Here is a 25343-nt window from a genome sequence, read left to right as displayed (position 1 = left end):
CATGCTAATTACTGAAAGCACGGTAGACCAACTTGCTTGGGAGAAAATGAATCAGCTTGTTCCCTGTATTGTACAGCATGTCCTAACCGGCGAAGTACTTATGCAAGGTTACATGAACCGCGATGCATTGCTACAAACTTTGCAAACCAAAGCAGTGACTTTTTACAGCCGCAGCAAACAGCGGCTTTGGCAAAAAGGTGAGCAGTCGGGTCATGTTTTACAGTTCACTGGCGCTTACCGCGACTGTGACAATGATTCGATTCTTGTCCAAGCAATACCGCAAGGACCGACTTGCCACTTAGGTACGCGTTCATGTTTTGCCGAAGCGCCTGCACCCTTTTTAGTGCAGTTAAACAACATCATTAAAGCGCGTCGCAGCGCCTCACCTGACGAAAGCTACACCGCAAAACTATTAAGCCAACCCATTAAGCGTATCGCTCAGAAGGTGGGTGAGGAAGGTGTTGAGGTTGCGCTTGCCGCCACTGTGCAGGATAAAGATGAATTACTTAATGAAAGTGCCGATTTACTTTATCACCTACTGGTGACTTTAGAAGCGAGTGATTTGAGCCTCGAACAAGTGCTTGAGGTATTACACCAACGCCACCGTTAAGTGGCGTTGTTGACTGTTTGCTCGAACTGCTTGCGCTCGTAATGCTTAGATACGTAGCGCAAGCGGATGGTGAGCATCACCGCGGCGACTGTTAAGCCACTAATAAAGCCAATCCAAAAGCCCGCGGCCCCCATGCGAGGCACCCACCAGTCAGTGCGTCCAAGAATGTAGCCGACTGTTAAGCCGAATGGCCAATACGAGATAAACGCCATGATCATCGGCCATTTGGTGTCTTTGTATCCCCGTAAGGTTCCCATAGCAACGGCTTGAAACGTATCCGACATCGTAAAAATCGCCGCCAATCCCATCAGCGTTGCGGCAAGATTAATAATCGCGGTATCAGGCGTATACAAGCTTGCCAGCCAAGCACCACCTAAATACATGATGATACCGTTAACCGCGGCGAATACCATGCCGAATACCATCGCAATTTTAAAACTCAGCATGGCATTTTTGGGCTCACCAGCGCCTAAAGCAAAACCCACTCGAAGTGTCACAGCCATCGAAATGCTCAATGGCACCATATATACCAACGAGCTGATGTTCAATGCAATTTGGTGAGCAGATACCACTGTTGGACCTAGTGGTGCAATCAATAACGCCACTGCGGCAAATAGGCTGACTTCAAAAAACAGTGACATCGCTATCGGAAAGCCTATTTTTATAATATACGCCACGTCATCGAACTTAGGTGGATACCAGCGTCTGAGTAGGTGAAGCTTCTTATAACGACGACTGGTGAATACATAGATCGCCATCGAAATAGCCATGCCCCAAAACACCAAAGCCGATGCTAAACCACACCCTGCACCACCGAGTTCGGGCGCGCCAAAGTGACCGTAAATAAAGATATAGTTTGCCGGAATATTAATGAGTAACCCAATAAAGCCAATCACTAAGGATGGCATAGTATTGGATAATCCCTCACAGAAGTTTCTTAAAATCACATAAATAACAAAACCGGGTACACCCCACGCAATGTAATTAACGTAATCTAGCGTCACTTGCCGGAAGCGATCCTCCACCTCCATCCAGTCAAGAATGTAGGGCGAAAACTGCAAGACCACCAAAGCTAACACGCCAAAAATAGCACACGCATACAACCCTTGCTGTAGCATGTTCGCCATGCGGCGATACTTCTTTGAGCCGTCAAAGTGCGAAACGATAGGCGCCAACGCGAGTGCAATACCAAACATCAACAAAGTGACCGGTACAAAAATACTGCCACCCACCGAAACGGCTGCCAAATCCACAGCATCTTTACGCCCTGCCATCACTGTATCGACTACGCTCATGAGCATCTGCGTCAGTTGCGCGACTAATATAGGGCCGGTCAGTTTAGCGAGCTTTCTAATTTCGTGCGTGTGTTTGGCCATGACTTACAACATCCTAAATAAAGTCAAGAATAAGTGGGTTAACCTCAGCCGGATGCGTAAGAGGTCCCATGTGTCCAGCTAGGACGGGTTTTACAGTCACTGATGTCAGCGCCGTGGATAATGCTTTAACCACCGCTCGCGCACTGCGACGTGTGTATTCACCTTGTAAAATCAATACAGGCGCTTCAACCTGCTGATAATCTTTAAGCGTTAGTTCATCATTTAATAGTGCGTCGAAATCCAGCGCAACTTTTGCCGCTTGCGCAACCATACCTTGTTGAACACGCTCTGGCAGAGCATCGAAATAACCGGGTTGGTTCCAGTAATCAATAAAGGTGCGCGTGCATTCTACCTCATCTTTCCCGTGCATCGCATCACTCACCTGCCGAATTTCTTGCATGCCAGGAGAATCTTCCTCCAACACATGAAAACTGACTGGCTCATACACAACCACGCGCTCAATATTAAAATGTTTTTGTTGCGCCATTTTTAGCGCAACCGCCCCACCGTAAGAATGACCAATCAAAATTAGCGACTGATTACCCAAGGTTGGCTTGAGTGCTCTTTCGATGCGCGTAATTTCTTGCTGCAAGCGAAAATGCGGCGCAGACTCTACGTCAGGCGCACGTCCGTAGCCCAATAAATCGATCCCTACAACGTTATAGTCATTGCTTAACGTTTGTTGCAGTATTTTCCATTGCGCGTTAGAACTTTGCGAACTGTGAAGCAATACACAGGTGCCTTTGACTTCGCCCTGCGAGGGCAGATAAGAAATTCCGGGTGCTAACTCCTGCACGTCAATGTCTCCTATAGCTGGCCAACAAAGATGCCGATTAAAATGCCCGCTTGCAGTAACAACACGCTGAATGTGCCGAGGACACCGACCGTACGAGGCCAGGACACACCTGCGTTAGAGGATAGACCCGCAGCGTGAGCAATACGGGCGATGGTCAACGCACCACCTAAGCTATAGATCCATGCACTGCCAACCCCACTAAACTCGATAAGAGCAAGCATCAACAACATCAACGGAACGTATTCTATAAAGTTACCGTGCGCGCGCACAGCGCGTTGTAATTCTTCAACTTTATTGGTCCCAATACCTACACGATGACGCCAACGGAGCTGAATAATGCGAACCGAAAGTACAACGTAGATCAATGCCAGAATGCCTGCAAATAAACTCGTTATGGTGAGGGTGGCCATGATGTTCTCCGATAAAGTGGTAACACATAAAATTAAAAAGGCTCACCAGTGGGGTGAGCCTCTATCAAAACCTTTCAGTGCAACTCTTTACTTAAGCAGTGCACCGAGTTCCTTACTTACAGCTTCGACTGGCTGAGTTCCATCAATACGATGATACTCGGTGTCCGTTTCTTTTGCGAGTGATTGATAATATTCAACCAAAGGCTCTGTTTGTTCATGGTAGACCGCTAAGCGTTTGCGTACGGTCTGCTCTTGGTCGTCTGGACGAATAACCAGCTCTTCACCGGTCTCATCGTCTTTGCCCTCTTCTTTAGGTGGGTTGTGTTTAATATGATAAACACGACCTGAACCTGGGTGTACACGACGTCCACTCATACGCTCAACAATCACGTCGTCAGGTACCGCAAACTCAAGTACGTAGTCAACTTCGATACCGTTTTCACGCATGGCGTCAGCTTGTGGAATCGTGCGCGGGAAGCCGTCGAGCAAGAAACCGTTTTGGCAGTCCGGTTCGGCGATACGTTCTTTGACTAGTTCGATGATGATTTCATCAGAAACCAGTTGTCCTGCATCCATCACTTGCTTTGCTTTCTTACCAAGCTCTGAGCCGGACTTGATTGCGGCTCGTAGCATATCACCCGTTGAAATCTGTGGGATACCAAAGGTATTCATCAAAAATTGAGCTTGAGTGCCCTTTCCCGCACCCGGAGCGCCGAGCAAAATAATGCGCATAAACAGCCTCGTTTATATTTGTATTCAAGTGTCTGAGGGGAACTTTACCCCGATGAGGGCGTTTTTACAAGAAAAGAGGCGCACAGCAAGCGTTTGTTGCTGTGCGCTATAGCGTGATTATGCGTTGAGCATTAACTTATTAAGACGAGTCACGAAAGACGCTGGATCCTTAAGGTTTCCGCGCTCTGCGAGCGTAGCTTGATCAAGCAGTACTTGAGCCCACTCGGCAAATTCCTCATCGTTCTTGCCTTGCATTTTTACGACTAAAGGATGATCCGGGTTAACCTCAAAAATGTATTTTGTTTCAGGTACTTTCTGACCCGCAGCTTCCATCAGCTTAGCCATCTGCGTGCTCATATCATTGTCATCGGTAATGATACACGCAGGCGAATTAGTCAAACGGTGCGTTACACGCACTTTTTTAACGCGCTCACCGAGTGCTTTTTCAAACCGTTCTAACTGTTCTTTAAACGCTTCTTCTGACTTTTCTTGCTCGGCCTTGTCATTTTCATCATCTAAGTCGCCTAAGTCTAAATCGCCGCGCGTTACCGACTGCAACGACTTCTCTTTAAACTCAGTTAAATGGCTCATCAACCACTCGTCAATGCGTTCAGAGAGCAATAGTACTTCGATGCCTTTCTTACGGAAGATCTCAAGGGCAGGATTATTCTTCGCAGCCTCAAAACTGTCGGCGACGATATAGAAAATCTTGTCTTGGCCTTCTTTCATGCGTTCAACGTAATCATCTAAACTGACATTTTGAGTTTGCTCATCAGTATGTGTCGACGCAAAACGCAACAGCTCAGCGATGCGTTCCCGATTACCACTGTCTTCCGCAGGACCCTCTTTTAACACATTACCAAAAGTATCCCAGAAGCCTTGGTATTGCTCGGCGTCGTCTTTTGCCAATTTCTTGAGCATCTGCAACACTTTCTTAGTACTACCATTACGCATTGAGCGAGTAATCTTGTTATCTTGCAAGATTTCACGGGATACGTTCAATGGGAGGTCATTAGTATCAATAAGACCTTTAACAAAGCGTAAGTAGGTCGGCATTAATTGCTCAGCGTCATCCATAATAAAGACACGCTTCACATAGAGTTTTACCCCCTGCTGTTGCTCACGATTCCAAAGGTCCCAAGGAGCTCGTTTAGGAATATAAAGAAGGCTGGTGTATTCGTGTGTACCCTCAACCTTGTTATGGCTCCATAACAGCGGATCGTCAAAGTCATGCGCTACAGTCTTATAAAACTCTTTATATTCTTCGTCGCTGATGTCGGCTTTATCGCGCGTCCATAAGGCTTGACCCGAGTTCACAGTTTCCCATTGAGCCTCTTGGGCAGGCGTAATAACTTCGCCGTCATCATTTTTTTGTTCTTCAACCGCTTCTTTCCACATTTGGACGGGGATACTCAAGTGTTCTGAGTATTTGTTAATCACCCCACGAATACGGAAGTCATCTAAAAACTCATCTGCATCTTCTTTCAAATGCAAAATAATATCTGTTCCGCGCTGCGACTTTTGGGTGTCTGCGACTTCAAATTCTCCTTCACCCTTAGAGTGCCACTCGACACCATGTTCCGGTGACTCATAGGCAGAACGCGTACGCACAGTGACTTCGTCGGCGACGATAAATGCTGAGTAAAAACCAACACCGAACTGACCGATTAACTTACTATCTTTCGCCTCATCACCCGATAACTGACCGAAGAACTCGGCCGTACCCGACTTAGCAATGGTGCCTAAGTTAGTCATCACTTCGTCACGCGTCATGCCAATACCGTTGTCGCTTATTGTTAGCGTACGGTTGTCTTTGTCGATCGCGATTCGCACACGAAGCTCGCCATCTTCACCATACAGCGAGTTATCGCTAAGTGCTTTGAAACGCAACTTATCGGCCGCGTCAGACGCATTCGATACCAGTTCACGTAAGAAGATTTCTTTATTTGAATATAGAGAATGGATCATCAGGTTAAGCAATTGCTTAACTTCTGTCTGAAATCCATGTTTTTCGGTTTGAGCGGCTTCCGCCATAATTGTGTTCTCCTACTTCAACCACCTTTTCATGTAAGAAATGGGGGCGATGTAGGCAATTTCAAGCGTCAACCAAATTTTTTACGTCCAGTGAATGCATGTCCAAGGGTAGCCTGATCAACATAGCCTAATTCGCCGCCAACGGGCACACCATGAGCTATTCGAGACGTGTTTACATTCAAGGATTCGGCAATATCGGCGATATAGTGAGCTGTTGCATCGCCTTCTACGGTAGGATTAGTCGCCAATATAATCTCTTCAATCACAGCGCTCTTAAGCTGTGCTTCGAGCTCATCAAGACCAATGTCCTCTGGGCCTATACCATCAAGAGGAGATAGGTGACCCATCAAAACAAAATAACGACCTTTAAATTGCGATGTTTGTTCAATAGCCAATACGTCAGCAGGTGTCTCTACTACACATAACGTACCTTGCTCACTGCGCGCGGGGTTCGCGCAAATACGACATAAAGGCTCTTCAGTCAGTGTGCGGCACTGTTGGCAGTGACCTACGCGCTCAACTGCGTTGTGCAAGGAATCAGCCAAACGTTGCGCCCCCTCTCGGTCACGTTCCAATAAATGGAACGCCATACGTTGCGCCGTTTTTTTACCCACACCTGGTAGACGCTTTAAATCGTCAACCAAGCGATCAATCGCGGGACTGATTCCTTCACTCATAGAATGAACCTAGAACGGCATCTTAAAACCAGGCGGTAGACCCATACCACCAGTGATTTCCGACATGCGTTCTTTGCTCGTCTCCTCTACGCGACGGACTGCATCATTAGTTGCCGCTGCAATCAGATCCTCAAGCATCTCTTTATCATCGTCCATCAGGCTTTCATCAATTTCAACGCGCTTGATGTTGTGGTTGCCTAACATGGTTACTTTAACAAGACCTGCACCGGACTCGCCGGTCACTTCCATTTCAGCGATCTCTTGCTGGGCTTGCTGCATGCGCTCTTGCATTTGCTGCGCCTGCTTCATCATATTTCCCATACCACCTTTAAACATGGTCAAATCCTCTATTGCTAAATTTTATCGTGCGCTGATAGACGTTTCGTCAGTCACCGCGTCAAATGAATTCAATAACTCATTAAATCCCGAGTCATTCTGCAACCATAACTTCGCCTGCTCCAACCGGTAATGATCAATCGCCTGCTGAATCAGCAACGGCGTGCTCATTTGTTGAGAGCCAACCAAAAAGCGATACTCCCCTTGTGCCGACAACACTTCGCATAAGGCCTCTCTGGCAAGGGCTACCGTTTTTTCACTTAATAAACTTTGCTGTTCTTCAGTCACCCAAATACACCACTGCTGATGACCTACTTTTTCCAACACCGAATTTAGCAAGAGTTGTCGAGTCAAGCCTTGTACCGCTGTCGCATCGACCAGCGCAGCCCAGCTGTCTACATCGGCTGCGCGTCGTGTCGACGAATCAAACCGCTGTTGTATGTGACTCAGACTAACTGGAGTCGTTAGCACAGGTTCAGCATGCTGTTTATCGGGCTGTCTACTTGGTAAATGAGGCTGTTCGGGCGACGTTTCAATATCTATTTCAGAATTTTTTTTTTCCGGCTCTTGATGACCAGACAAGTCCTGTCGCATGTTCAACAGTGATGCTAGTCCTTCATCAGGCGCAACCGAGTTATCTTCAGCAACACCCTCTGCTGGTCTCGACATTCTATGTTGAGCGGCTTGCGCTTCAATATCGCGCTGCTGAGCCTCCAGTGCGGACATATCATCAGCTTCGCTCTGTATCGAAGTATCGCCACTGTGCTGACCTGCGTGAGCTGCTTCTTCAGTCTGTTCAAACGGCGTTATTGTGTCTAAATTCGATTCAGGCGGACGTGTTAAAGCCTCCTCGCCTGATTCGGGATTCTCGAACGTAAAAGATAGCAGTCGCAACAATGTCATTTCGACAGCGCTCTGCGGGTCCACCGCATAAGGCGCCTCTTTTTTGCCCTCTATTACGATCCGATAATATAACTGCAGTACTTCTGCGGGTAACTTTCGCAGTAATGCTTCAGTCGTGTTGGTTTTGTCCTCAGCGCCCATCATGGCAGGAATTTGCTGTATTAACGCGATCCGGTGTATAACACGCTGTAATTCGTTAAGAATCATTAACGGATCAGGTACCAAACTTTTTAATTCATCAAATTTTTCGAACACTGAACCACTATCACCGCTCGCGAGCGCATCCAAAAGGGGATGTACATGCGCATCAGCGAGGTGTCCAAGCATACGCTGCACAGATTCAACTTGAACTTTACCCTGCCCTTGCGCTATCGCTTGATCAGTGAGGCTTAATGCATCACGCATACTACCTTTAGCTGATTGCGCCAATAAGGTTAAAGCTTGGGCATCATGAGGTACGTTTTCATTTTCTAGAACATATTCAAGTTGCCCTACAATTTGCTCACGATCGAGCGCACGTAAATTAAATTGCAAACAGCGTGACACCACCGTCACTGGTAGTTTTTGCGGGTCCGTCGTAGCTAAAAGGAACTTAACGTGCTCAGGAGGCTCTTCTAAGGTTTTTAGGAGTGCATTAAAACTATGGCGAGAAAGCATATGTACTTCGTCTATTAAATAGACCTTATACCTTCCACGCGTTGGACGGTATTGTACGTTATCAAGCAACTCTCGCGTATCTTCAACTTTAGTACGCGAAGCTGCATCGACCTCGATAAGATCAACAAACCGACCTTGCTCTATCTCTTCACAACTTGGGCATTCTCCACACGGTCGAGCACTCACCCCACGTTCACAATTCAGCGCCTTCGCTAAAATACGCGCGATGGTGGTTTTACCCACACCGCGTGTGCCGGTGAACAGATAGGCGTGATGCAGTCGTTGCTGTTCAAGTGCATGGAATAAGGGCTCGAGCACGTGCTGTTGACCCACTACTTGATCAAACTGCATCGGGCGCCATTTACGAGCAAGCACTTGATAAGCCATTAACCGCCTCTTAATTGATTAGAATCGACACAAGGTATAGCACGATATGCCAAGATCCTGCAATTTTTGTTCGCCTGGAAGATCATCCAATGTTATGACGAATGCAGCCTCTAACAACTCCGCTTGAGTCCGAGATAAAAGCTTTGCCGCGGCCGCGACTGTACCGCCAGTAGCGAGTAAGTCATCCATCAAAAGAACTCGTTGGGGCTCTTTAAATGCACATTCTTGTATCTCGAGTGCATCCTCGCCATACTCCAACGCATAGGTCTCTTTGACCACAGGCCCAGGTAACTTTCCTGGCTTACGCAACAAAGTCAGCCCACAACCGAGCCGTTGCGCAAGTGCTGCACCAAAAATAAAGCCTCGCGCTTCTACCGCCGCAATTTGGTCAATACCTAGCTCTTGATAGCGTTGTGCAAAAGCCTCGATGGTCGATTTGAACGCATCTTTAGACTGCAACAACGGTGAAATGTCCCTAAAGGTAATTCCTGGCTTAGGGTAATCTGGGATTGCTCGAATACTATCCCGGATAGACTTGATCAAATCCATAGTTATCCTTAAGCAACCGAACGTTTTGTGTAATAGCTCACCACATCACACAAAAACTGTGCCTGTAACGGTTTACTCAAACAGCGCGTAGCACCATGTTTAAGCGCTAAAGGCTCTACCTCTGTCACGTCTTGCGTGGTAACAAACAAAATCGGCGTATGGTGGTATTGGCCAAGCTGACGTAAGTTTTTAAGTAACGTGAGGCCGTCCATTAATGGCATTTTATGATCAATGATCAAGAGGTCAAAACAGCCCTCTTTGGCTTGTTTTAATCCGTCTAAACCATCGTTCGCAAACACCAGGTTGATATCCAAGCTAGACAAACTGCTTCCAATATCAGCTCGTGTATTGGCGTTATCGTCGACCACGAGCGTAGAAATCGTCATAACATTAAGGTCCTTTTCAGGAACGCACGTAGTCTTTACGCACCGATCAATTGAAAAAAGCGCAAAACTAGTGGGAGACATCCTGCGAAAACGAAAAGTAAGACGGCAATCAACAAAAATTTACCGCTTGAAGGATCTTTATAATTGTTACTACCCATGAAAATTCCTCCGAATAAAGTCGGCGCTGATCATACTCTAAATCTAATCGTTATAAAAGTGGCTGACATAGGTGAATATAGGCAAAAAAAAACCCCGCGAATGCGGGGTTTCTATCAACTTAAGCTTTATAAATCGACGCCTTTGCGTTTCGCTGTGGATTGGATATAACCTTTCCAACTGCGCGCACTACGACGCTGATTGCTAAACTTAGCCGCTTCGTTCACATAAGTCAGTGCCTGACGATAATCGCCACCATAGAAGAATGCTTCTGCTAGTGACATGTAGATACGACCTTTATCATCACCCTGTGCATAATCTAATGCATTTTTGAGCGGAGTCGTCGCAGCTACGTACTGCTCGTTTTGCACTAGCAGGTTACCCTGCTTACGCAAATACTCGCCTTTGTTATCACCGTCATCTGCCAACTCAGCGGCTTTACCGTACCATTTTGCTGCTTGTGCAAGCTCTTTAGCGCGGTGAAAGCTATTCGCTGCGGTAGAGTAGTTCTTAGCTGTACCCTCAATATCGCCTGACTGGATGTGTTTTATCATCGTCGTCGCAGCTTTATAAGGGACGCCCTCGTTATCATAGAGTTGAACCAATAACTTAAATTGGTTTTCCTCTTTCAGATAACCCGCTAAATACGCAATTTCCATTGTCTGCAATGCTTTTGCAAGGTTTTCCTTGAGCATATACATTTGTGCAAGTTGCGGCCACCACGAGATCGTCTCAGGCAACACATTTAAGCCTTCCTCGACCGTCGAAATAGCTTTGTCGTACATCTTACGTTCAAAGTAAGAGGCCATCAGTAGCGTATAATAGTCTTTCTTCGGCTCATCCGCATACTTCAGTGCCGCTTCTGCATAAGGTACGATCTTAGCGAATTCCTTTTGTTGATAATAAGCATTAGCAACATAGAACAAGGACTGAGGATCCATCTCACCAGTGAATTCGAACCATTTCTGTAAGTAAGTCACTGACTGCTCGAATTTTTCCTCTTGCAGACTCAGTTGTCCCACTAACTTCAAAACAGCCGCTTGGTCACTCCATCCGAGTACATCTTCGTCAGCCGCGTTTTTCAACATTGGCAATGCTTCATCGGTACGCTCTGCTTGCGCATAGAGTGTACCTAAGAAACGACTTAGATAAGCTCGATCGTAACCCTCTGTATCTGGCAATTCTTCCTCAAGCATAGTGATAGCTGCTTGTAACTGCTCTTGCTCGTACAACTCGAACGCATCCATGATCGCCCGACCAACGCGCTGTGAGGCGACTTGGTTTTTACGAGCTTTCTTCTGCGCTTCAACGGTTTCTTTACTTGGCAAATCAAGACCGAGGTCTTGAGCGGCTACCGGAGCGGTAGCCACAACCAAGCCAAAAGCAAGGGCAGTAACAAATGTCTTCATTACAGTTTTCATTTCTTATTGCCCATCCATGTTGAAGTCGAGCTGAACAGTCATACCTTCTTGACGAACAGGCTTACCGTCTACGACCTTAGGCTTGTACTTCCAACGCAATAACGCGCGGCGTGCCTCTCGGTCGAACACTCGACGAGGTTCTGAGTCAATTACTTCAACGTCGGTAACACCACCTTGTTCGTCGATAGTGAATCTCAACTGTACCCAACCTTCGGTGCCATTACGCGCCGCAGAAGGTGGATACCGAGGTTCAATTCGAACGATTGGCGTAGCATCACCATCTTGGTTCAACAAGTTGCCGGGGCCTGACAAACCAGTGTCAGCGCCACCCACATCGACGTCGAAGCCCATACTCATGTTCATACCACCCGAATCTGAAGTATCTGGTTCAGACTGCGGTGTCTCAGGCGGAGCCTGAGGCGGCGGTGGTGGCGGCGGAGGTGTTCTCCGGCGCTCTTGAACGTCGGACTCTGGCGGCGACGTTACGATGTCAATGACCGGAGTGGGAGGCGGAGCTTCATTACTCTTAGCCCCCCCACCGATTAAGTAAGCCATAAAAGCAAACAGAGCAAACGTAACGGCCGCACCTAGTATTAAAGATACTAAAAAGCGCACCATATTAGTTAGTCTCCGCTGCTATGGATATCTTATCGATACCCGCTTCCTTAACCTGGTCCATGACTTCTACAACACGACCATGCTCAGCTTTCTTGTCTGCCTGAATAACCACTAAGTCAGTAGGTTGCTCAGCAAGCATACGCTCAAGGTTTGCTGCCACGCGTTCTACGTCAACTTGACGCTTATCCATCCAGACTTCACCTGTGTCGCGAATCGCGATAAAGATGTTAGCTGAAGGCTCCTTGTTGGCCTGGTTTGCTTCAGGTTTATTCACCTGAATACCAGCCTCTTTAACGAAAGAGGTTGTTACGATGAAGAAGATCAACATGATGAATACGATGTCCAGCATCGGCGTCATGTCAATCGCTGCATCTTCCTCTTCACGAATACGATTTCTTGCCATAGTAATACTCTCTTAGTGATGTGGCAGACTGTCGACCAAGTTCTGCTTAGCGCGACGAACACGACTCTCGAGTCGGGTCGCAAAGAACATACCGGATAACGCTGCAACCATACCCGCCATAGTAGGGATAGTTGCCATCGAGATACCCGACGCCATTAGACGAGGGTTACCGGTACCTTGCACTGCCATGATCTCGAATACGGTAATCATACCGGTTACTGTACCGAGCAGCCCCACTAAAGGACAAAGTGCAACACAAGTTTTAATCAACAGAATACGTGCATTCAATTTATCGTTCGCTTCGGAAATCCATGCTTCGCGGATTCTATGTGCGTACCATGAGGTGGTATCTTTACGAGCATCCCAACGTGCGATGATATCTTTTCGCAATTTAGGGAAAGCACTCGTTAAGTACCAATAACGCTCAATCATCAGTACCCACATTAGAAAGAGTACCCCCATGACGACGTACAATACGTCGCCACCGGTCGCAATAAAATCCCTGATAGATTCCCATAGTTCCATCAGGTAAAGCATGAACTTACTCCTTCTCCGAGTGAGCGGCTACGATGCCCGCAGCTTGCTCATCCAACAAGTGAATAATTGATTTACTACGTGATGCCACAATACTGTGAGCCAAAATCAATGGAATCGCTGCGATAAGACCCATAGCTGTTGTTACCAACGCCATAGAGATATCACCCGCCATGATTTTCGGGTCACCTGTACCGAACAATGTGATTGATTGGAACGTACCAATCATACCCACAACGGTACCCAAGAGACCAAGTAATGGTGCGATAGCTGCGAAGATTTTCACTACGTTGATGCCGCTTTCGATCTTCGGCGTTTCACGCATGATTGCTTCGTCAAGTTTTAACTCAAGGTTCTCAGCATCAGCATTTTTGTTCTCATGGTAAACCTTCAATACGCGACCCAATGGGTTTTTGTCTGAAGGATTCTCGATGTTTTTAAGCTGCGAACGCATCTTGCCACCTACGACTGTAAGCGTCACAAGCTTGAACAAAGAGATAATCAAACCGATGATTAATACCACGGTGATTACATAACCTACTGTGCCACCTTGGTGATAGCGTTCCATCAACGTCGCTTTCTGAGTCAATAGACCCAAGATTTGGCCTTTTGATGGATCCAAGTAAACACCTGCATAGCCACTGTCAGTGCTAGTGAAGGTATCAGCTTGGCTTGTTACATAACCATCTGGCTGACGACCCAACGGCTGAATTTGTTCAGTCGTGTCGTTATACGTCAGGTATTGGTCATCAGAAATCAGGTTGAAAACACCCACACGAGTTACCGTGCGCTGCTCAGAACCACCCGCTAAGCTGAATACTTCCGCGTCAAACTGAACAACTTTACCTGATTGAACCATTTCGGTTAACAATGCAGTCCAAAGGTCTTCAAGTTCAGACAAAGTAGGAAGCTCTTTAGCTTCAGAAAGGCTTTGAAGAACATCTTCACGACCTGGGTATTGAGCGCTTACGATTGAAGTCGCGATACGACCGATAGTTTCAGTTGCCGCACCACGTACAACACCGAACATCTCACCCAACGTACCTTTAGCATTTTCGAGCTCTTGCTCTTTGTTCGCCAAAGTGATTTCGTTTTCTGAGAATTGGTTTTGTAAACGTTTACCGCGTGCCTGTTCGTCTTTCAGCTGCTGCTTAGCTTTGTTCAACAACGCCTGCTTATCGGCACGTGCTGACATGAACTCTTGCTCACGCTCTTCGCTGATTTGACGAGAAGAAATACGATTTTTTTCAACCAATTGAAGCAATTCGTCTAAGCTCTTTGCTTCTGGCTGATTGTCTTGTGCTTGCGCAGCGAGCGTCGTACCTGCAGAAAGGCTGACTGCTGCTGCAATCATTAACGAACTAACTAATTTTTTCATTCTGCACTCTCCGCTGCGAATACTGGAAGTTTCACCAGATCGTAAGCAGTTTGCTTACGTGACATACGAATCGCTGTGGTAAGAGGATTCAAGAACTCGTCTTCCAACTTAGTCCACTCATTGGTGTCTTTGTTGTATAACCACGCATTTTTCAAGTCTAGTGACTGTGCAGCGAATACAACGCGACCCATGTGGAAAAAGTCTACAGCAACTTCTTCGCCGTCGACGTTAAGGTTACCCTGATAAGCGTTAAGCATTTGACCGTAATCCATCTCCGCTTGGTACGCTTCAATGATTTGACGGAATTGCTCAGAGGTAGATACGTTCGCGTTACCCATGATATCGCGAAGACGTTCAACACGCTCTAGACGCTTCTCTTTGTGGATTGGAATGTCGAGTTTAACGAACTCTTCCAACGCGTCGATCATTTCATACATCAATGGAACCACGCCTTGCTTGGTTTCTTCGATGGTGTCGATCTGACGCTGAAGTGAATCGATGTTGGACTGCTGGTCAGCAACCAAACGAGCCACGTGGTCGTTGTAGACCTTGAGGTTCTCGTATTCAGCAACAACAGAGCGATACTCAATCAACAAATCTTGGCTTTGCTCATACAAAGAATCAATCTTCTTTTGAGATTGCTCTTGCGCATTCAAGATTTGCTGCTCTTCTTTCTGTAGCTTAGCTACATCAACTTGCTGTGCAGCAGCAACGCTGGTGCCAGCAACCGCCATTGCGCCCATTAAGGCTGCGGCGAGTTTGGTTCTCTTGATTACTTTGGTCATAGTTCCCAACCAATTTGAATTAACTTCCGCTCCAACGTTTTACAACGTGAAACACCAGTTTTATTGAGTGACGAAAAGATTAAATTCTATCCGCGTACGCGCCTTAAAAAGTGCGCACATTCACAGGAATAGTCCCACGATGACCATACGCTGTCAACCTGCTGAAACAGCGTTAACTGCGTTATGATAGCCGTGCGACATCAATCCATGTTACCAACGGAATTCATTTCCAACCGCTATTCGCGGTAACTTCCTGTCAATCAAGTGTCCAGTTCTAACTCAACTGCCGAGCAGTTTTGCATAGCTGAACCCTATTTCGCATAGTATCACTTTTTGATCGACGAACAACACTCCGTTACAAATTTCAACGTTATTTAAACAACTGATAACTTAACTATTATCGATTGTTAAAAGGCAAGCTGCTTTTAATTTAGGTAGAATACTCTAAATCCGCAAATTTACGGCAAGCCATGACCCCAACATGTTTACAACAATTTAGTCGAGCATTGGCAGTGTTACGTGAGAAAGCGCAGGTTTTCGACCAACAAAAAGCCAATAAACGCTTTGCCGAGCAATGGTTTGCGGAAAATCTGTTTACTACGCGGTCCCAATTTGCGGTTGCTTACGTAAATGAAACTGAGCAGCTTATTAATAAATTAATAACAAGCGATGATAACGAGAGAAAGCAATATCTTGCCGAAAAAATCAGCGAGCAAGTTCTTTCTCTAAGCGCGTTACTGCAAAACAGTCGTCCGCCCGACGCTGATTTCGATCTGCGCGCCCAGCTCCAAGCGCAGCATGGGCAGCTTCATCGAACGCTAGCCAAGTATCACCAATATGAAATAAGACTCAGAAATAAAGCGGAACTGTTTCAGCAGTCAGGAGATCTTGTTCAGGCGCAGGCTTATCAAAAGCGTCTCAACCGATGCCAACAGGCAATCAGTCAGGTTGAGCGGCAAATTCAAATAATGGACGAAGGCTGATGAAGGTTCCATTTATTTACCATCCAATCTATAGCGAGCTACAGCTACCAGAGCGGCACCGTTATCCAATACATAAATATAAGATGCTATATCAATGGGCATTAGCGCACGGCGCGCGGCCCGATCAGTTTATTCAACCGACACCAATGAACTGGTCCCAAGTAGCGTTAGCTCACAGTTCAAACTACATCAATAAGCTCATCACGAATCAGTTTGACAAAAAGGAATGGCGCAAAGTGGGCTTTCCATGGTCAACGCAACTACTGACCCGCACCCTGACATCGGCTGGAGGTACGTTCGAGACGGTGAAGACAGCACTCGATAAGCGCATTGCTATTCATTTCTCGGGTGGCTACCACCATGCACACCATGATTGGGGCAGCGGCTTCTGCTTGATCAATGACCTCGCGATGAGTGCGGTTTTAGCCACAAAAGCACAACCCAATTTAAAAATTCTGATATTCGACACCGACGTTCACCAGGGTGACGGTACAGCGACGCTTTTAAGAGACCACGAGAATATCTTCACCTGCTCTATTCATGGTGAACGAAACTTCCCTTTTACTAAAGTGGACTCTGACCTCGATGTCGCCTTACCCAAGGGTACCACCGATGGCGCGTACCTCGATGCCGTGAAACATACATTGCACAAGGTAACCAAAGACTTTAAACCCGACTTGATTTTATATGACGCAGGGGTGGACATATATCGTCGCGACGATCTCGGACATCTTGATGTATCTATCGAGGGCATTTTTTCACGTGACTATTTTGTGCTGGACTACGCGAAGCAAAATAATATTAGTTTAGCTGCGGTAATCGGGAGTGGTTATCAACGCAACCTATCGCGCCTAATTCTTGCTCACGCTCAACTACTGCGTGCAAGTCATCAAGTATGGAGTGATTAGGATATAAAGAGACGGGTGGCGACCCTACCAGCCACACCTCGGCGCCCACATCCCCGACTACGGCTGCTCCCTTCCGGGCCTGACCGGGTTTGCCAGTTAGTGTCGCGAGGGGACCCGCAGGGTCACCATAACTCGTGAAAGCGCATTATCGCGCACTCAGCTAAGGTAAACAAGCCCCAGTGCGCTGACTGCCTAGTTTTTCTTCAGTTTGGCCGCTATTGCTTGCTTAGCAGTATCAGAGCTGAGCGCTTTGGCAAAGTAGCCAGCCTCTAGACTAATACGTTCAGATACAGTATCCGACTCTGTTTTGATCAATTTCTTCGAGGTTCTTAAAGCACCGCGCGACTGTTTAACCAGATGTTCGACTACCTCATCAACACGCGTATTAAGTTTGTCGGCCTCCACCACGTCATTTACCAACCCATACTGCTGTGCCTTGTTCGCAGAGAACGAATCACCTAGTAGCAATAATTCGGATGCACGTTGGTGTCCCATGATGCGCGGTAGCAATAAACTTGAGCCCGCCTCTGGAAGTAACCCTAACTGCACAAAAGGTAAAGCGAATACTGCATTATCAGCCGCATAGACAAGATCGCAATGCAACAGCAAGGTTGTACCAATGCCGATAGCTAAGCCATTGACCTTCGCGACCAACGTCACTTTCACTTTATTGAGTAAATGAAGAAACTTAAAAGGAGGAGCCGTTTCATCCAGTGACTCGATGGATAGGAAGTCGTTAAGATCATTACCCGCAGAAAAACTATCACCGCTCCCTTCGAAAACGACCACTTTAATCGTCTCGTCCTCGTCAGCGGCTTTCAGCGCGGCAGTTGCTTCCGAATACATTTGTTGCGTAAAAGCATTCTTCTTAGCAGGCCGATTAAGTCGGATAGTGACTACACTGGCGTTCTTATCAATAATAATGTGCTGTTGTTCTGTCATAAAAAAATCTCGTGAAACTGGTTGTACCACTCTCACGAGATTATCAGTTTTTCACCACAATATCAGTGCTATTTGTACTTTAAAGACGAATTATTTATCTCGCTTTGCCCAAGCCGCCGCCGTCTTCTCGTGCATAGGCACAATCATATCTAAAGCGGTTAAATCGGTGGGTTCCAATTCATAGATCGGAGGGTTAATCGGTGTGACGCGCTGACCCCAACGAATCAAGCCGGCGCCGCAGGTTAGTCCGCCGCCAAACACTGCCGAGACAATGGTATCTCCTGGCTTAACAGTGCCGTTTTCTACCGCTTCACAAAAAGCGATCGGTAAGGTTGCAGAAGATGTATTACCGTAATTCTGAATATTTATCACGGTTTTCTCAGAAGGCACCTTACATAACTTCGCGAGATAATCGATTAAACGTTTATTCGCTTGATGCGGAATAAGCGCATCAACATCTTCGGTACTTAAGCCGGTTTGCTGAAATACTTTCTCAACCGCTGCGTTCATGCCTTTGACCGCACGCTTAAAAATTTCTTGTCCAACAAAATCGAACTGCATAATGCCATCAAAGCCAAAGCGGTCGAAGCTCAAACCAAAATCAAGACTCAACACGTCACGCGCATCAGCATCACAGCTAATATGACTGGCAAGTAGACCTACCTCTTCATCACTCGCTTCCAAAACCATTGCTCCTGCGCCATCGCCAAATAGCACTGCACTCTCACGTTTGGTCCAGTCGAGAATACGCGTCAGGCGCTCGGCACCAATCAACAACACTTTTTTATGAGCGCCTGTTTGAATAGCTTGGGTTGCAACATGCATGGCGTAAAGAAAGCTACTACACGCCGCATTGAGGTCAAACGCTGCTGCATTCGGTGCGCCAATGTTTTGTTGCACTGCTGAAGCGACATTAGGAATGATCTCATCGGCAGTACAGGTACCGACAATAATCAGGTCGATATCATCTGGGTTCAATCCAGCGGCCGCGAGCGCATTCTGTGCGGCAACCGTCGCAAGTTTAGACGTCCCTACATGACTGACTCGTCGCTCTGAAATTCCGGTTCGCGATACAATCCATTCATCCGAGGTATCTAGAAATGTTGCCAAATCATCATTGGTCATGACTGCTGGCGGTAAGCACTTTCCCCATCCTGTAATTTCTGCGTATTTTTTCACGACAAAACCTTTAACTTCATTGACAACGCGTTGCCTTATCACCGTATCGCTTTGCTAGATATCAGTAAAGCATTTTTGCAAGGCACAATTTTACCGTATGATAGCATGAAACTGTGTTACGTGAATGACTAAAACGAGGAAGCCATGCGTCAACTAGTAAAGCTCACAGCCCTCTCCGCCCTGGCACTGCTGTCAATTAGCAGTTGCTCGACAATTGATTCTGATCTGATCGTCGAACCGCCGACGGTAACATCACAACTTTCAGGCAGTGTTTCTCGCTTGATGGTGCAAGATAAACGACCTCACAGCTACCTCTATCGCCACATCGATACAGAGACCCAAAAAGCTAATCAGTTTTCCGCACCATCACAGCCGCTGACAGCGATCGTCAAACAAGCGTTTCAACAGTCAGGGATTGTCAGCGGTCAGGGCGACCTCAATTGGTATGTGTCTATCAATAAGGCGGTGGTCGAGCACACCGAGACAGCATTAAAATATCAACTCGACTATCAATTAAACATTCGCGTCGAAGCGCAAAGAATGAATCGTTCTTATGCACGGACATTCACGGGAACCAGTAAGTCGGAGGGAGTTTCTAACCCCGATGAAGCAACTATCGAGCGTGAGTTTAAGCGTCTGCTACAGCAGGTACTCAACGATATTGCTAACGATCCCCAGCTACGTCTTACGGAAACGCGAGGTTAAAATGAAAACAATTATCGCACTATTAACATGTTTTATTGTCTTAGCAAGCCCATATTCGCAAGCACAAGTGCAGCCCGACAATCCCTTTCCAACCGTCGTTTTTGTTACCTCTGAAGGCAATTTGACTGTCGAGCTTAACCGCGAAGCAGCGCCTATCACCGTCGCTAACTTTCTCCGCTACGTTGCTAAGGCGCAATACAACAACACTATCTTCCATCGTCTAGTACCTGGCTTTGTTATTCAGGGCGGCGGCTACGATGCTGAATTCTCTGATAAGCCGAGCTATGAAACGATCGTAAACGAATCGGGCAACGGCCTGTTAAACACCTACGGTACCATCGCTATGGCTCGCGAACGTGAGCCTCACACAGCAACTCGCCAGTTCTTTTTTAATTTAAACGACAATACCTCACTCAACCCCGACGACGGTGACTGGGGCTACGCCGTATTTGGACGTATCACTAAAGGTTTAGACGTGCTCGAAAAATTAGCCGCTCTTGAATCCTTGCCATTTGACGAAAAAACCGGTTGGCGCGATGTTCCTGCTAACCCGCCCGTGCTTAAACGAATTGAAATCGTGCCGCAATGACAGCGCAGCATACGTTAAAGACCGATCTTAACGTTTACCGTCAACCACGTGTGATAGCGCTCTTTTTCTTAGCGCTTTCCAGCGGTTTTCCTTGGGTGATGATTGGCTCAGCATTGTCAGCATGGTTGCAAGAAGAAGGCTTAAGCCGATCAGTTATCGGTTATTTCGGTGCCGTATTCGCGGTCTACTCAATCAATTTTCTTTGGTCTCCTCTTGTCGATAGCGTTAAACTTCCAGTATTGAATCGCTGGTTAGGACAACGTCGTAGTTGGATCTTACTCTGTCAACTTCTTATAGCCGCGCTCTGTATCTTTATATCGACTTTAACCATCGCTGATAATTTACATCTAGTCGGTATCGCCGCCCTGCTCATTGCCATTAGCTCTGCGACCCAGGATATTGCCATTGACGCTTATCGCATTGAGACATTCTCTGAATCGGAAGGACGCATGCAAAGTGCTGGAGCCGCCATGGCCACATCAGGTTGGTGGAGCGGCTACGCGGGTCTCGGCGCAATTCCGTTTCTGTTAGTCGACGGTACCCGTTGGCAATGGCAGGATGCCTATATCGTGCTCGCCGCGCTTATGCTTTCGTTGGCTTTGGTCACTCTATTTATAAAGCCTGCACGTTACACACAGGTCAAAGCAACTACCATAGCGACCCTATCCTTATTAAAACGGATCAGTACTGTCGTCATTGAGCCCATTAGTTCTTTCTTCTCACGCAACGGTGCGAAACTGGCAATACAAATTTTGCTGTTTGTGTTTCTTTTTAAAATAGGCGAAGCCTTTTTAGGTCGAATGTCGATTGTATTTTATAAAGAGATCGGCTTTTCAAATGAGCAAATCGGCACTTACTCTAAACTCGTGACTTGGTGGATAACTATCTTCTTTTCACTAGTCGGAGGCGTGGTAACTCTGCGTATTGGTCAATTCAAAGGTCTTCTGATTGCAGGCATCGCTATGGCGGGCTCAAATCTAATGTTCGCTTGGATTGCTAACGTTGGACCCAGTGAGAACCTGTTTCTTGCGGCCGTGCTAGTCGATGGCTTTACGAGTGCTTGGTCGACTGTAGCTTTTGTAGGTTTTATCAGCTTTTTATGTGACCGAACCTTTACCGCGACTCAGTATGCGTTACTCGCGTCACTGAGCACCTTTGGCCGAACCACTTTATCCGCCTACAGCGGTGTACTGGTTGATAAGCTCGATGGCAATTGGAGTCTGTTCTTTGTGCTTACCAGTTTAGCAATCCTGCCAAGCTTGCTATTACTTAGCTATCTAAAACGAAGCTATCAGGCACACTGGGGTTCAAATGAGTGAACATCCTAAACAGTTACTACTCGTCGGCGCGGGTGCGATAGGTCAGCTTATTGCCCATCAATGGCAATGTGCCAAGCTGCCTATCGTTACATTGCCTCGCTCACCTAGTCCACACGCAGATTTTTTTGATTATCACTTTAGAGATTATCAGTCAGCGCGTACTGAGCTTTGCCGAATTCCTATCATCAACGATAGCGACTTCAGCTCAATACAAGCGGTTTTTATAGCCGTTAAGGCCTATGATCTTGAGAGTGTATTTCGACGTCTAGATACACTGGGTGTACCTCACGATCGACCTATTATCTGCGCGCATAACGGCCTTGTAGACTTAACCACATCACGCCCCTGTTATACATGGATAACCACTCATGGCGTGACGCGCAGTAACCGAGTGACCGAGCACAAAGGATTGGGTTCAGACTGGATCGATGCGCGCATACAGCATCATCAACAACTAACCGAACAGTTGCATACCGCCTTTCCAAAACTGCACTTTGATGCAGATATCAAAGCACGACAATGGCAAAAATTTTGCCTTAATTGTGTAATTAATCCATTAACAGCGGTGAACCAGTGTCTCAATGGTGAACTGCTCAAAGCACAATACCATGAACAGCGACGTATGCTGGTTTCTGAGTTGGTCAGTCTAAGTCAAGCGCTTGGCTATCGTTTAAATACTGCGGATTTGCTCGTATTAGTCGAACAGGTATGCGAGGCGACCGCCGAAAACCAATCTTCAATGCTGTCGGATATAAAAGCTAACCGAAAAACAGAAATTAAGGCCCTGACTGGCTACGCGCTAAAAAAGGCCGCTGAGTTAGGCGTTAATCTACCTACTCATGCGGCACTCTATCATCAATTCAGTCAGCTTTATCTTCGATGAAGTCAACAACTTCAAGTCCGAATCCCGACAATGCCGAATAACGCTTCGGTGAACTGAGCAGATGCATTTGGTGGATGCCTAGATCAGCAAGAATTTGCGAACCGACCCCCACATTTCGTGAAGCATTTGACGCCGACGCAGTCGGTTTGTGCTGTCCTTGATCCTGTGCCTCAAATTCTTTCACTTGTGCAATGATATCCTCAGGCGTTTGCTGACGACCAATAAGCACTAAAACACCATCGTTTTCGGCAATATATTGCATCGCCTTGGCAATCGGCCAGCTACGCTTCGCCGCGCGTTCAGTTGATAAAGTATCGTGCAAACTATCTTGCAAATGCACGCGCACGTTAGTTACCTTTTCGGCATTAATTTCGCCATGCACTAACGCATGATGAACTTGTTGATCGATTGAGTCTTGATACGTGATCATATTGAATTTGCCAAAACTGGTCGGCAACTGACACTGGGCTACACGGCGAATGGTTTTCTCGCGCACTGAGCGATACTCGATCAAGTCAGCAATAGTACCCACTTTAATATCGTGTGCTTCGGCAAACTTTTCTAGGTCCGCTCGGCGCGCCATGGTGCCGTCTTCATTAAGCACTTCGACAATCACTGCAGCAGGCTCATAGCCGGCTAGGCGCGCGAGATCACAACCGGCTTCCGTGTGCCCCGCACGGTTGAGTACACCGCCCTGCTTAGCTTTCAGCGGAAATATATGACCCGGCATTACCAAGTCTTCCGGCTGAGCATTACGTGCTACGGCTGCTTTCACTGTTTGTGCGCGGTCAGCTGCCGAAATACCTGTAGTCACACCCTCGGCGGCCTCAATGGATACCGTAAACGCAGTCGAGTATGGCGCATTGTTGCGATCAACCATCAACGGCAGGTTAAGTTGCTTACAACGTTCCTCGCTGAGGGTCAGGCAGATCAGTCCCCGACCATAGCGCGCCATGAAATTTATCGCTTCAGGGGTCACGCAGTCTGCTGCAAGAATAAGATCGCCCTCATTCTCGCGGTCCTCGTCATCCATTAGAATGACCATCTTACCTTGCTTGATATCTTCAATAATCTCTTCTGTCGAATGCAATGACATAATAGTTCCTACTTCATTGGCTGAGCGATCACGCGAATATCCTCGCCGACCATTCTGCGCTCAAGCACGTTAAATGAGAGCGCGTCATCGAGTTGAGTCAGTTCCTGCAACGCAATCATACTGCGTGCGTCACTGCCTAATACTTTGTTGGCTTGATAATAGACCAGTTCATTCACTAACTGAGCGTTAAAAAGAGCACCCGCTAACTGAGTTCCACACTCGGTCCATACCAAATTAATCTCACGCAATGCGAGTTCTTTCAGTGCGTCATGTAAGTCTACGCGACCCTGGCTATCTGCTTTAACAATAATCTCGTGACAATGGCGATGTCGAGAAGCAGGAGCTTCCGTAGTGCGGACGACAAATACAGGCGTTTCAACCTCAAATAGTCGCAAATCATCATGAATGCGGTTTTTCCCGTCAATAATCACACGCACGGGCTGCTTGAAAAATAATGGTTTTTCGATCCCGTCAGGCCACTGTTCAGGGCGTACATTCAGTCTCGGGTTATCCACCAGCACCGTATCCGCGCCAGTTAATATTGCGTCGGCTTGTGCACGCCATACCTGAACGTCAGCACGCGCTGCAGCACCGGTAATCCATTGACTCACTCCATTACTCAACGCCGTACGCCCATCAAGCGAGCTCGCGAGCTTAACCCGCACATAGGGTAATTGAGTCTGCATACGATGAATAAAACCAGGATTAAGCGCTCGCGCTGCAGTTTCAAATAAACCAACACGAACTTCGATATCAGCATCGTGTAATTTATGAATGCCACGACCTGATACAATCGGATTGGGATCTTGCATCGCGATAACCACGCGAGCTACTTCCGCATTAATCAATGCATCAACACAGGGCGGTGTGCGACCTTGGTGACTGCATGGCTCAAGCGTAACATAGGCGGTTGCATGTTTGGCTTGTGTGCCAGCCTGGCGTAACGCAAAGACCTCGGCGTGGGGTTCGCCCGCCTTCTGATGCCAACCTTCGCCAACGATACTGGCGTCTTTTACGATGACACAACCGACGGCAGGATTAGGTCCAGTCGTAAAGCGCCCTTTTCTTGCCAATTCCAAGGCGCGATGCATATAAAGATGGTCGCGCTTATCTTGTGCCAAACTAATCATTGAGCCGCGCGATCTCCTCGCCGAACTCTTTGATATCCTCAAAAGAGCGATAGACCGAAGCAAAACGAACGTATGCGACTTTATCGATTTGCTTAAGGTTATCCATCACCAGATTGCCAATAAAGTTAGAGGTAATCTCTCGCTCGCCGGTTGCACGGATACTGGATTTGATTTTATTGACCGCTTGTTCCATTTTTTCGAGACTGACCGGACGTTTTTCAAGCGCACGTAATAGCCCACTGCGAAGCTTATCTTCATTAAAAGGTTCACGCCCACCGTCTGTTTTAATTACACGGGGCATTACCAGTTCAGCAGTCTCAAATGTTGTAAAGCGCTCGCGACAATGGCTACATTCTCGGCGCCTGCGCACCGATGCACCGTCCCCTACTAACCGCGAATCGATGACCTTGGTATCTTGTGTTCCGCAGAATGGACAGTGCATAGCGCGCTCCTTTTCAAAC

Annotated in this window: 28 protein-coding genes and 1 other RNA gene; 7 read left to right on the top strand and 22 right to left on the bottom strand. The window is 47.1% G+C overall.

Annotation, left to right across the window (positions count from 1 at the left end; translation table 11 throughout):
* Position 1: 1 nt before the first annotated feature.
* Positions 2-610, top strand: a complete 609-nt coding sequence (gene hisIE, locus AC3AP5_RS02440; RefSeq protein WP_006956508.1) for a bifunctional phosphoribosyl-AMP cyclohydrolase/phosphoribosyl-ATP diphosphatase HisIE — start codon at positions 2-4, stop codon at positions 608-610.
* Here the strand turns inward: hisIE and AC3AP5_RS02435 are convergent.
* The 16 genes from AC3AP5_RS02435 to AC3AP5_RS02360 form a co-directional block, all read right to left on the bottom strand.
* Positions 607-1986 (bottom strand): MATE family efflux transporter, encoded by a 1380-nt coding sequence (locus AC3AP5_RS02435; protein ID WP_272977458.1) that lies wholly within the window; start codon positions 1984-1986, stop codon positions 607-609. The genes hisIE and AC3AP5_RS02435 overlap by 4 nt on opposite strands.
* 13 nt (positions 1987-1999) lie before the next feature.
* Positions 2000-2782, bottom strand: coding sequence for an alpha/beta fold hydrolase (locus tag AC3AP5_RS02430; RefSeq protein ID WP_272977459.1), 783 nt, complete (start codon positions 2780-2782; stop codon positions 2000-2002).
* 11 nt (positions 2783-2793) lie between these two features.
* The gene (locus AC3AP5_RS02425) at positions 2794-3192 is read right to left on the bottom strand and encodes an MAPEG family protein (protein ID WP_006956505.1); all 399 of its coding nucleotides are present in this window, start codon (positions 3190-3192) and stop codon (positions 2794-2796) included.
* Between the two features lie 87 nt (positions 3193-3279).
* Positions 3280-3924 carry an adenylate kinase gene (gene adk / locus AC3AP5_RS02420; RefSeq protein WP_006956504.1) on the bottom strand — a complete coding sequence of 215 codons (645 nt, stop codon included), beginning with the start codon at positions 3922-3924 and terminating at the stop codon, positions 3280-3282.
* Between the two features lie 117 nt (positions 3925-4041).
* Positions 4042-5958 (bottom strand): molecular chaperone HtpG, encoded by a 1917-nt coding sequence (htpG, locus tag AC3AP5_RS02415; protein WP_006956503.1) that lies wholly within the window; start codon positions 5956-5958, stop codon positions 4042-4044.
* A gap of 68 nt (positions 5959-6026) precedes the next feature.
* A complete protein-coding gene (gene recR / locus AC3AP5_RS02410; RefSeq protein WP_006956502.1) occupies positions 6027-6635 on the bottom strand; it encodes a recombination mediator RecR in 609 nt (202 codons plus the stop codon).
* Positions 6636-6644: 9 nt separating this feature from the next.
* Complete coding sequence (locus AC3AP5_RS02405) at positions 6645-6971, bottom strand: YbaB/EbfC family nucleoid-associated protein (RefSeq protein ID WP_006956501.1); 327 nt, start codon at positions 6969-6971, stop codon at positions 6645-6647.
* 24 nt (positions 6972-6995) lie between these two features.
* On the bottom strand, positions 6996-8918 hold the full coding sequence (dnaX, locus tag AC3AP5_RS02400; protein ID WP_487326951.1) for a DNA polymerase III subunit gamma/tau: 1923 nt from the start codon (positions 8916-8918) through the stop codon (positions 6996-6998).
* An 18-nt stretch (positions 8919-8936) separates the two neighbouring features.
* Positions 8937-9467, bottom strand: coding sequence for an adenine phosphoribosyltransferase (locus AC3AP5_RS02395; protein ID WP_006956499.1), 531 nt, complete (start codon positions 9465-9467; stop codon positions 8937-8939).
* An 8-nt stretch (positions 9468-9475) separates the two neighbouring features.
* On the bottom strand, positions 9476-9853 hold the full coding sequence (locus AC3AP5_RS02390; protein ID WP_006956498.1) for a response regulator: 378 nt from the start codon (positions 9851-9853) through the stop codon (positions 9476-9478).
* Positions 9854-10137: 284 nt separating this feature from the next.
* Positions 10138-11418: a tetratricopeptide repeat protein gene (locus AC3AP5_RS02385; RefSeq protein ID WP_006956496.1), complete on the bottom strand. Its 1281-nt coding sequence runs from the start codon at positions 11416-11418 to the stop codon at positions 10138-10140.
* Between the two features lie 15 nt (positions 11419-11433).
* A complete protein-coding gene (locus AC3AP5_RS02380) occupies positions 11434-12048 on the bottom strand; it encodes an energy transducer TonB (protein WP_006956495.1) in 615 nt (204 codons plus the stop codon).
* A gap of 1 nt (position 12049) precedes the next feature.
* The gene (locus tag AC3AP5_RS02375) at positions 12050-12451 is read right to left on the bottom strand and encodes an ExbD/TolR family protein (protein WP_006956494.1); all 402 of its coding nucleotides are present in this window, start codon (positions 12449-12451) and stop codon (positions 12050-12052) included.
* 12 nt (positions 12452-12463) lie between these two features.
* The gene (locus AC3AP5_RS02370; protein WP_006956493.1) at positions 12464-12988 is read right to left on the bottom strand and encodes a MotA/TolQ/ExbB proton channel family protein; all 525 of its coding nucleotides are present in this window, start codon (positions 12986-12988) and stop codon (positions 12464-12466) included.
* A 4-nt stretch (positions 12989-12992) separates the two neighbouring features.
* Positions 12993-14363, bottom strand: coding sequence for a MotA/TolQ/ExbB proton channel family protein (locus tag AC3AP5_RS02365; protein ID WP_006956492.1), 1371 nt, complete (start codon positions 14361-14363; stop codon positions 12993-12995).
* Positions 14360-15148, bottom strand: coding sequence for a DUF3450 domain-containing protein (locus AC3AP5_RS02360; protein WP_006956491.1), 789 nt, complete (start codon positions 15146-15148; stop codon positions 14360-14362). The genes AC3AP5_RS02365 and AC3AP5_RS02360 overlap by 4 nt, the downstream gene beginning before the upstream one ends.
* Before the next feature lie 470 nt (positions 15149-15618).
* Here AC3AP5_RS02360 and priC point away from each other — a divergent pair, with 470 nt between their 5' ends.
* Entirely contained in the window at positions 15619-16131 is a 513-nt protein-coding gene (gene priC, locus AC3AP5_RS02355) for a primosomal replication protein PriC (protein WP_287830290.1), read from the top strand.
* Positions 16131-17039, top strand: a complete 909-nt coding sequence (locus AC3AP5_RS02350; protein ID WP_487326950.1) for a histone deacetylase family protein — start codon at positions 16131-16133, stop codon at positions 17037-17039. The genes priC and AC3AP5_RS02350 overlap by 1 nt, the downstream gene beginning before the upstream one ends.
* Positions 17040-17061: 22 nt before the next feature.
* Here AC3AP5_RS02350 and ffs read toward each other — a convergent pair.
* From ffs to AC3AP5_RS02335, 3 genes are all read right to left on the bottom strand, one after another.
* Positions 17062-17158: signal recognition particle sRNA small type (ffs, locus tag AC3AP5_RS02345), an RNA gene on the bottom strand.
* A 73-nt stretch (positions 17159-17231) separates the two neighbouring features.
* Entirely contained in the window at positions 17232-17981 is a 750-nt protein-coding gene (locus tag AC3AP5_RS02340) for an enoyl-CoA hydratase-related protein (RefSeq protein WP_272978383.1), read from the bottom strand.
* A gap of 90 nt (positions 17982-18071) precedes the next feature.
* Positions 18072-19160 carry a ketoacyl-ACP synthase III gene (locus tag AC3AP5_RS02335; RefSeq protein ID WP_287830288.1) on the bottom strand — a complete coding sequence of 363 codons (1089 nt, stop codon included), beginning with the start codon at positions 19158-19160 and terminating at the stop codon, positions 18072-18074.
* A 144-nt stretch (positions 19161-19304) separates the two neighbouring features.
* On the opposite strand from AC3AP5_RS02335, the gene AC3AP5_RS02330 reads away from it, so the two are divergent.
* From AC3AP5_RS02330 to AC3AP5_RS02315, 4 genes are read left to right on the top strand one after another with little or no spacing between them, the layout of a single operon-like run.
* Entirely contained in the window at positions 19305-19865 is a 561-nt protein-coding gene (locus AC3AP5_RS02330; RefSeq protein ID WP_006956486.1) for a YajG family lipoprotein, read from the top strand.
* A 1-nt stretch (position 19866) separates the two neighbouring features.
* Positions 19867-20454, top strand: coding sequence for a peptidylprolyl isomerase (locus AC3AP5_RS02325; protein ID WP_006956485.1), 588 nt, complete (start codon positions 19867-19869; stop codon positions 20452-20454).
* A complete protein-coding gene (locus tag AC3AP5_RS02320) occupies positions 20451-21773 on the top strand; it encodes an AmpG family muropeptide MFS transporter (protein WP_487326949.1) in 1323 nt (440 codons plus the stop codon). The genes AC3AP5_RS02325 and AC3AP5_RS02320 overlap by 4 nt, the downstream gene beginning before the upstream one ends.
* A complete protein-coding gene (locus AC3AP5_RS02315; protein WP_287830286.1) occupies positions 21766-22656 on the top strand; it encodes a ketopantoate reductase family protein in 891 nt (296 codons plus the stop codon). The genes AC3AP5_RS02320 and AC3AP5_RS02315 overlap by 8 nt, the downstream gene beginning before the upstream one ends.
* Here AC3AP5_RS02315 and ribBA read toward each other — a convergent pair.
* Genes ribBA through nrdR form a run of 3 tightly spaced genes read right to left on the bottom strand, consistent with a single transcriptional unit; the run spans position 22634 to position 25324 of the window.
* Complete coding sequence (gene ribBA / locus AC3AP5_RS02310) at positions 22634-23752, bottom strand: bifunctional 3,4-dihydroxy-2-butanone-4-phosphate synthase/GTP cyclohydrolase II (protein WP_006956482.1); 1119 nt, start codon at positions 23750-23752, stop codon at positions 22634-22636. The two genes, AC3AP5_RS02315 and ribBA, sit on opposite strands and share 23 nt — an antisense overlap.
* Positions 23753-23760: 8 nt before the next feature.
* Entirely contained in the window at positions 23761-24882 is a 1122-nt protein-coding gene (gene ribD, locus AC3AP5_RS02305; protein WP_287830285.1) for a bifunctional diaminohydroxyphosphoribosylaminopyrimidine deaminase/5-amino-6-(5-phosphoribosylamino)uracil reductase RibD, read from the bottom strand.
* Positions 24875-25324, bottom strand: a complete 450-nt coding sequence (nrdR, locus tag AC3AP5_RS02300; RefSeq protein ID WP_006956480.1) for a transcriptional regulator NrdR — start codon at positions 25322-25324, stop codon at positions 24875-24877. The genes ribD and nrdR overlap by 8 nt, the downstream gene beginning before the upstream one ends.
* Between the last annotated feature and the right edge of the window lie 19 nt (positions 25325-25343).

This window comes from Idiomarina sp. D18, assembly GCF_057748155.1.
This window is presented reverse-complemented; position numbering and strand designations above follow the sequence as displayed.

Excerpts from the sequence above, each read along its gene's own strand:
- hisIE (WP_006956508.1), top strand. The coding sequence starts at position 2 with ATGCTAATTACTGAAAGCACGGTAGACCAACTTGCTTGGGAGAAAATG.
- AC3AP5_RS02435 (WP_272977458.1), bottom strand. The coding sequence starts at position 1,986 with ATGGCCAAACACACGCACGAAATTAGAAAGCTCGCTAAACTGACCGGC.
- AC3AP5_RS02425 (WP_006956505.1), bottom strand. The coding sequence starts at position 3,192 with ATGGCCACCCTCACCATAACGAGTTTATTTGCAGGCATTCTGGCATTG.
- adk (WP_006956504.1), bottom strand. The coding sequence starts at position 3,924 with ATGCGCATTATTTTGCTCGGCGCTCCGGGTGCGGGAAAGGGCACTCAA.
- htpG (WP_006956503.1), bottom strand. The coding sequence starts at position 5,958 with ATGGCGGAAGCCGCTCAAACCGAAAAACATGGATTTCAGACAGAAGTT.
- recR (WP_006956502.1), bottom strand. The coding sequence starts at position 6,635 with ATGAGTGAAGGAATCAGTCCCGCGATTGATCGCTTGGTTGACGATTTA.
- AC3AP5_RS02405 (WP_006956501.1), bottom strand. The coding sequence starts at position 6,971 with ATGTTTAAAGGTGGTATGGGAAATATGATGAAGCAGGCGCAGCAAATG.
- dnaX (WP_487326951.1), bottom strand. The coding sequence starts at position 8,918 with ATGGCTTATCAAGTGCTTGCTCGTAAATGGCGCCCGATGCAGTTTGAT.
- AC3AP5_RS02395 (WP_006956499.1), bottom strand. The coding sequence starts at position 9,467 with ATGGATTTGATCAAGTCTATCCGGGATAGTATTCGAGCAATCCCAGAT.
- AC3AP5_RS02390 (WP_006956498.1), bottom strand. The coding sequence starts at position 9,853 with ATGACGATTTCTACGCTCGTGGTCGACGATAACGCCAATACACGAGCT.
- AC3AP5_RS02385 (WP_006956496.1), bottom strand. The coding sequence starts at position 11,418 with ATGAAGACATTTGTTACTGCCCTTGCTTTTGGCTTGGTTGTGGCTACC.
- AC3AP5_RS02380 (WP_006956495.1), bottom strand. The coding sequence starts at position 12,048 with ATGGTGCGCTTTTTAGTATCTTTAATACTAGGTGCGGCCGTTACGTTT.
- AC3AP5_RS02375 (WP_006956494.1), bottom strand. The coding sequence starts at position 12,451 with ATGGCAAGAAATCGTATTCGTGAAGAGGAAGATGCAGCGATTGACATG.
- AC3AP5_RS02370 (WP_006956493.1), bottom strand. The coding sequence starts at position 12,988 with ATGCTTTACCTGATGGAACTATGGGAATCTATCAGGGATTTTATTGCG.
- AC3AP5_RS02365 (WP_006956492.1), bottom strand. The coding sequence starts at position 14,363 with ATGAAAAAATTAGTTAGTTCGTTAATGATTGCAGCAGCAGTCAGCCTT.
- AC3AP5_RS02360 (WP_006956491.1), bottom strand. The coding sequence starts at position 15,148 with ATGACCAAAGTAATCAAGAGAACCAAACTCGCCGCAGCCTTAATGGGC.
- priC (WP_287830290.1), top strand. The coding sequence starts at position 15,619 with ATGACCCCAACATGTTTACAACAATTTAGTCGAGCATTGGCAGTGTTA.
- AC3AP5_RS02350 (WP_487326950.1), top strand. The coding sequence starts at position 16,131 with ATGAAGGTTCCATTTATTTACCATCCAATCTATAGCGAGCTACAGCTA.
- AC3AP5_RS02340 (WP_272978383.1), bottom strand. The coding sequence starts at position 17,981 with ATGACAGAACAACAGCACATTATTATTGATAAGAACGCCAGTGTAGTC.
- AC3AP5_RS02330 (WP_006956486.1), top strand. The coding sequence starts at position 19,305 with ATGCGTCAACTAGTAAAGCTCACAGCCCTCTCCGCCCTGGCACTGCTG.
- AC3AP5_RS02325 (WP_006956485.1), top strand. The coding sequence starts at position 19,867 with ATGAAAACAATTATCGCACTATTAACATGTTTTATTGTCTTAGCAAGC.
- AC3AP5_RS02320 (WP_487326949.1), top strand. The coding sequence starts at position 20,451 with ATGACAGCGCAGCATACGTTAAAGACCGATCTTAACGTTTACCGTCAA.
- AC3AP5_RS02315 (WP_287830286.1), top strand. The coding sequence starts at position 21,766 with ATGAGTGAACATCCTAAACAGTTACTACTCGTCGGCGCGGGTGCGATA.
- ribBA (WP_006956482.1), bottom strand. The coding sequence starts at position 23,752 with ATGTCATTGCATTCGACAGAAGAGATTATTGAAGATATCAAGCAAGGT.
- ribD (WP_287830285.1), bottom strand. The coding sequence starts at position 24,882 with ATGATTAGTTTGGCACAAGATAAGCGCGACCATCTTTATATGCATCGC.
- nrdR (WP_006956480.1), bottom strand. The coding sequence starts at position 25,324 with ATGCACTGTCCATTCTGCGGAACACAAGATACCAAGGTCATCGATTCG.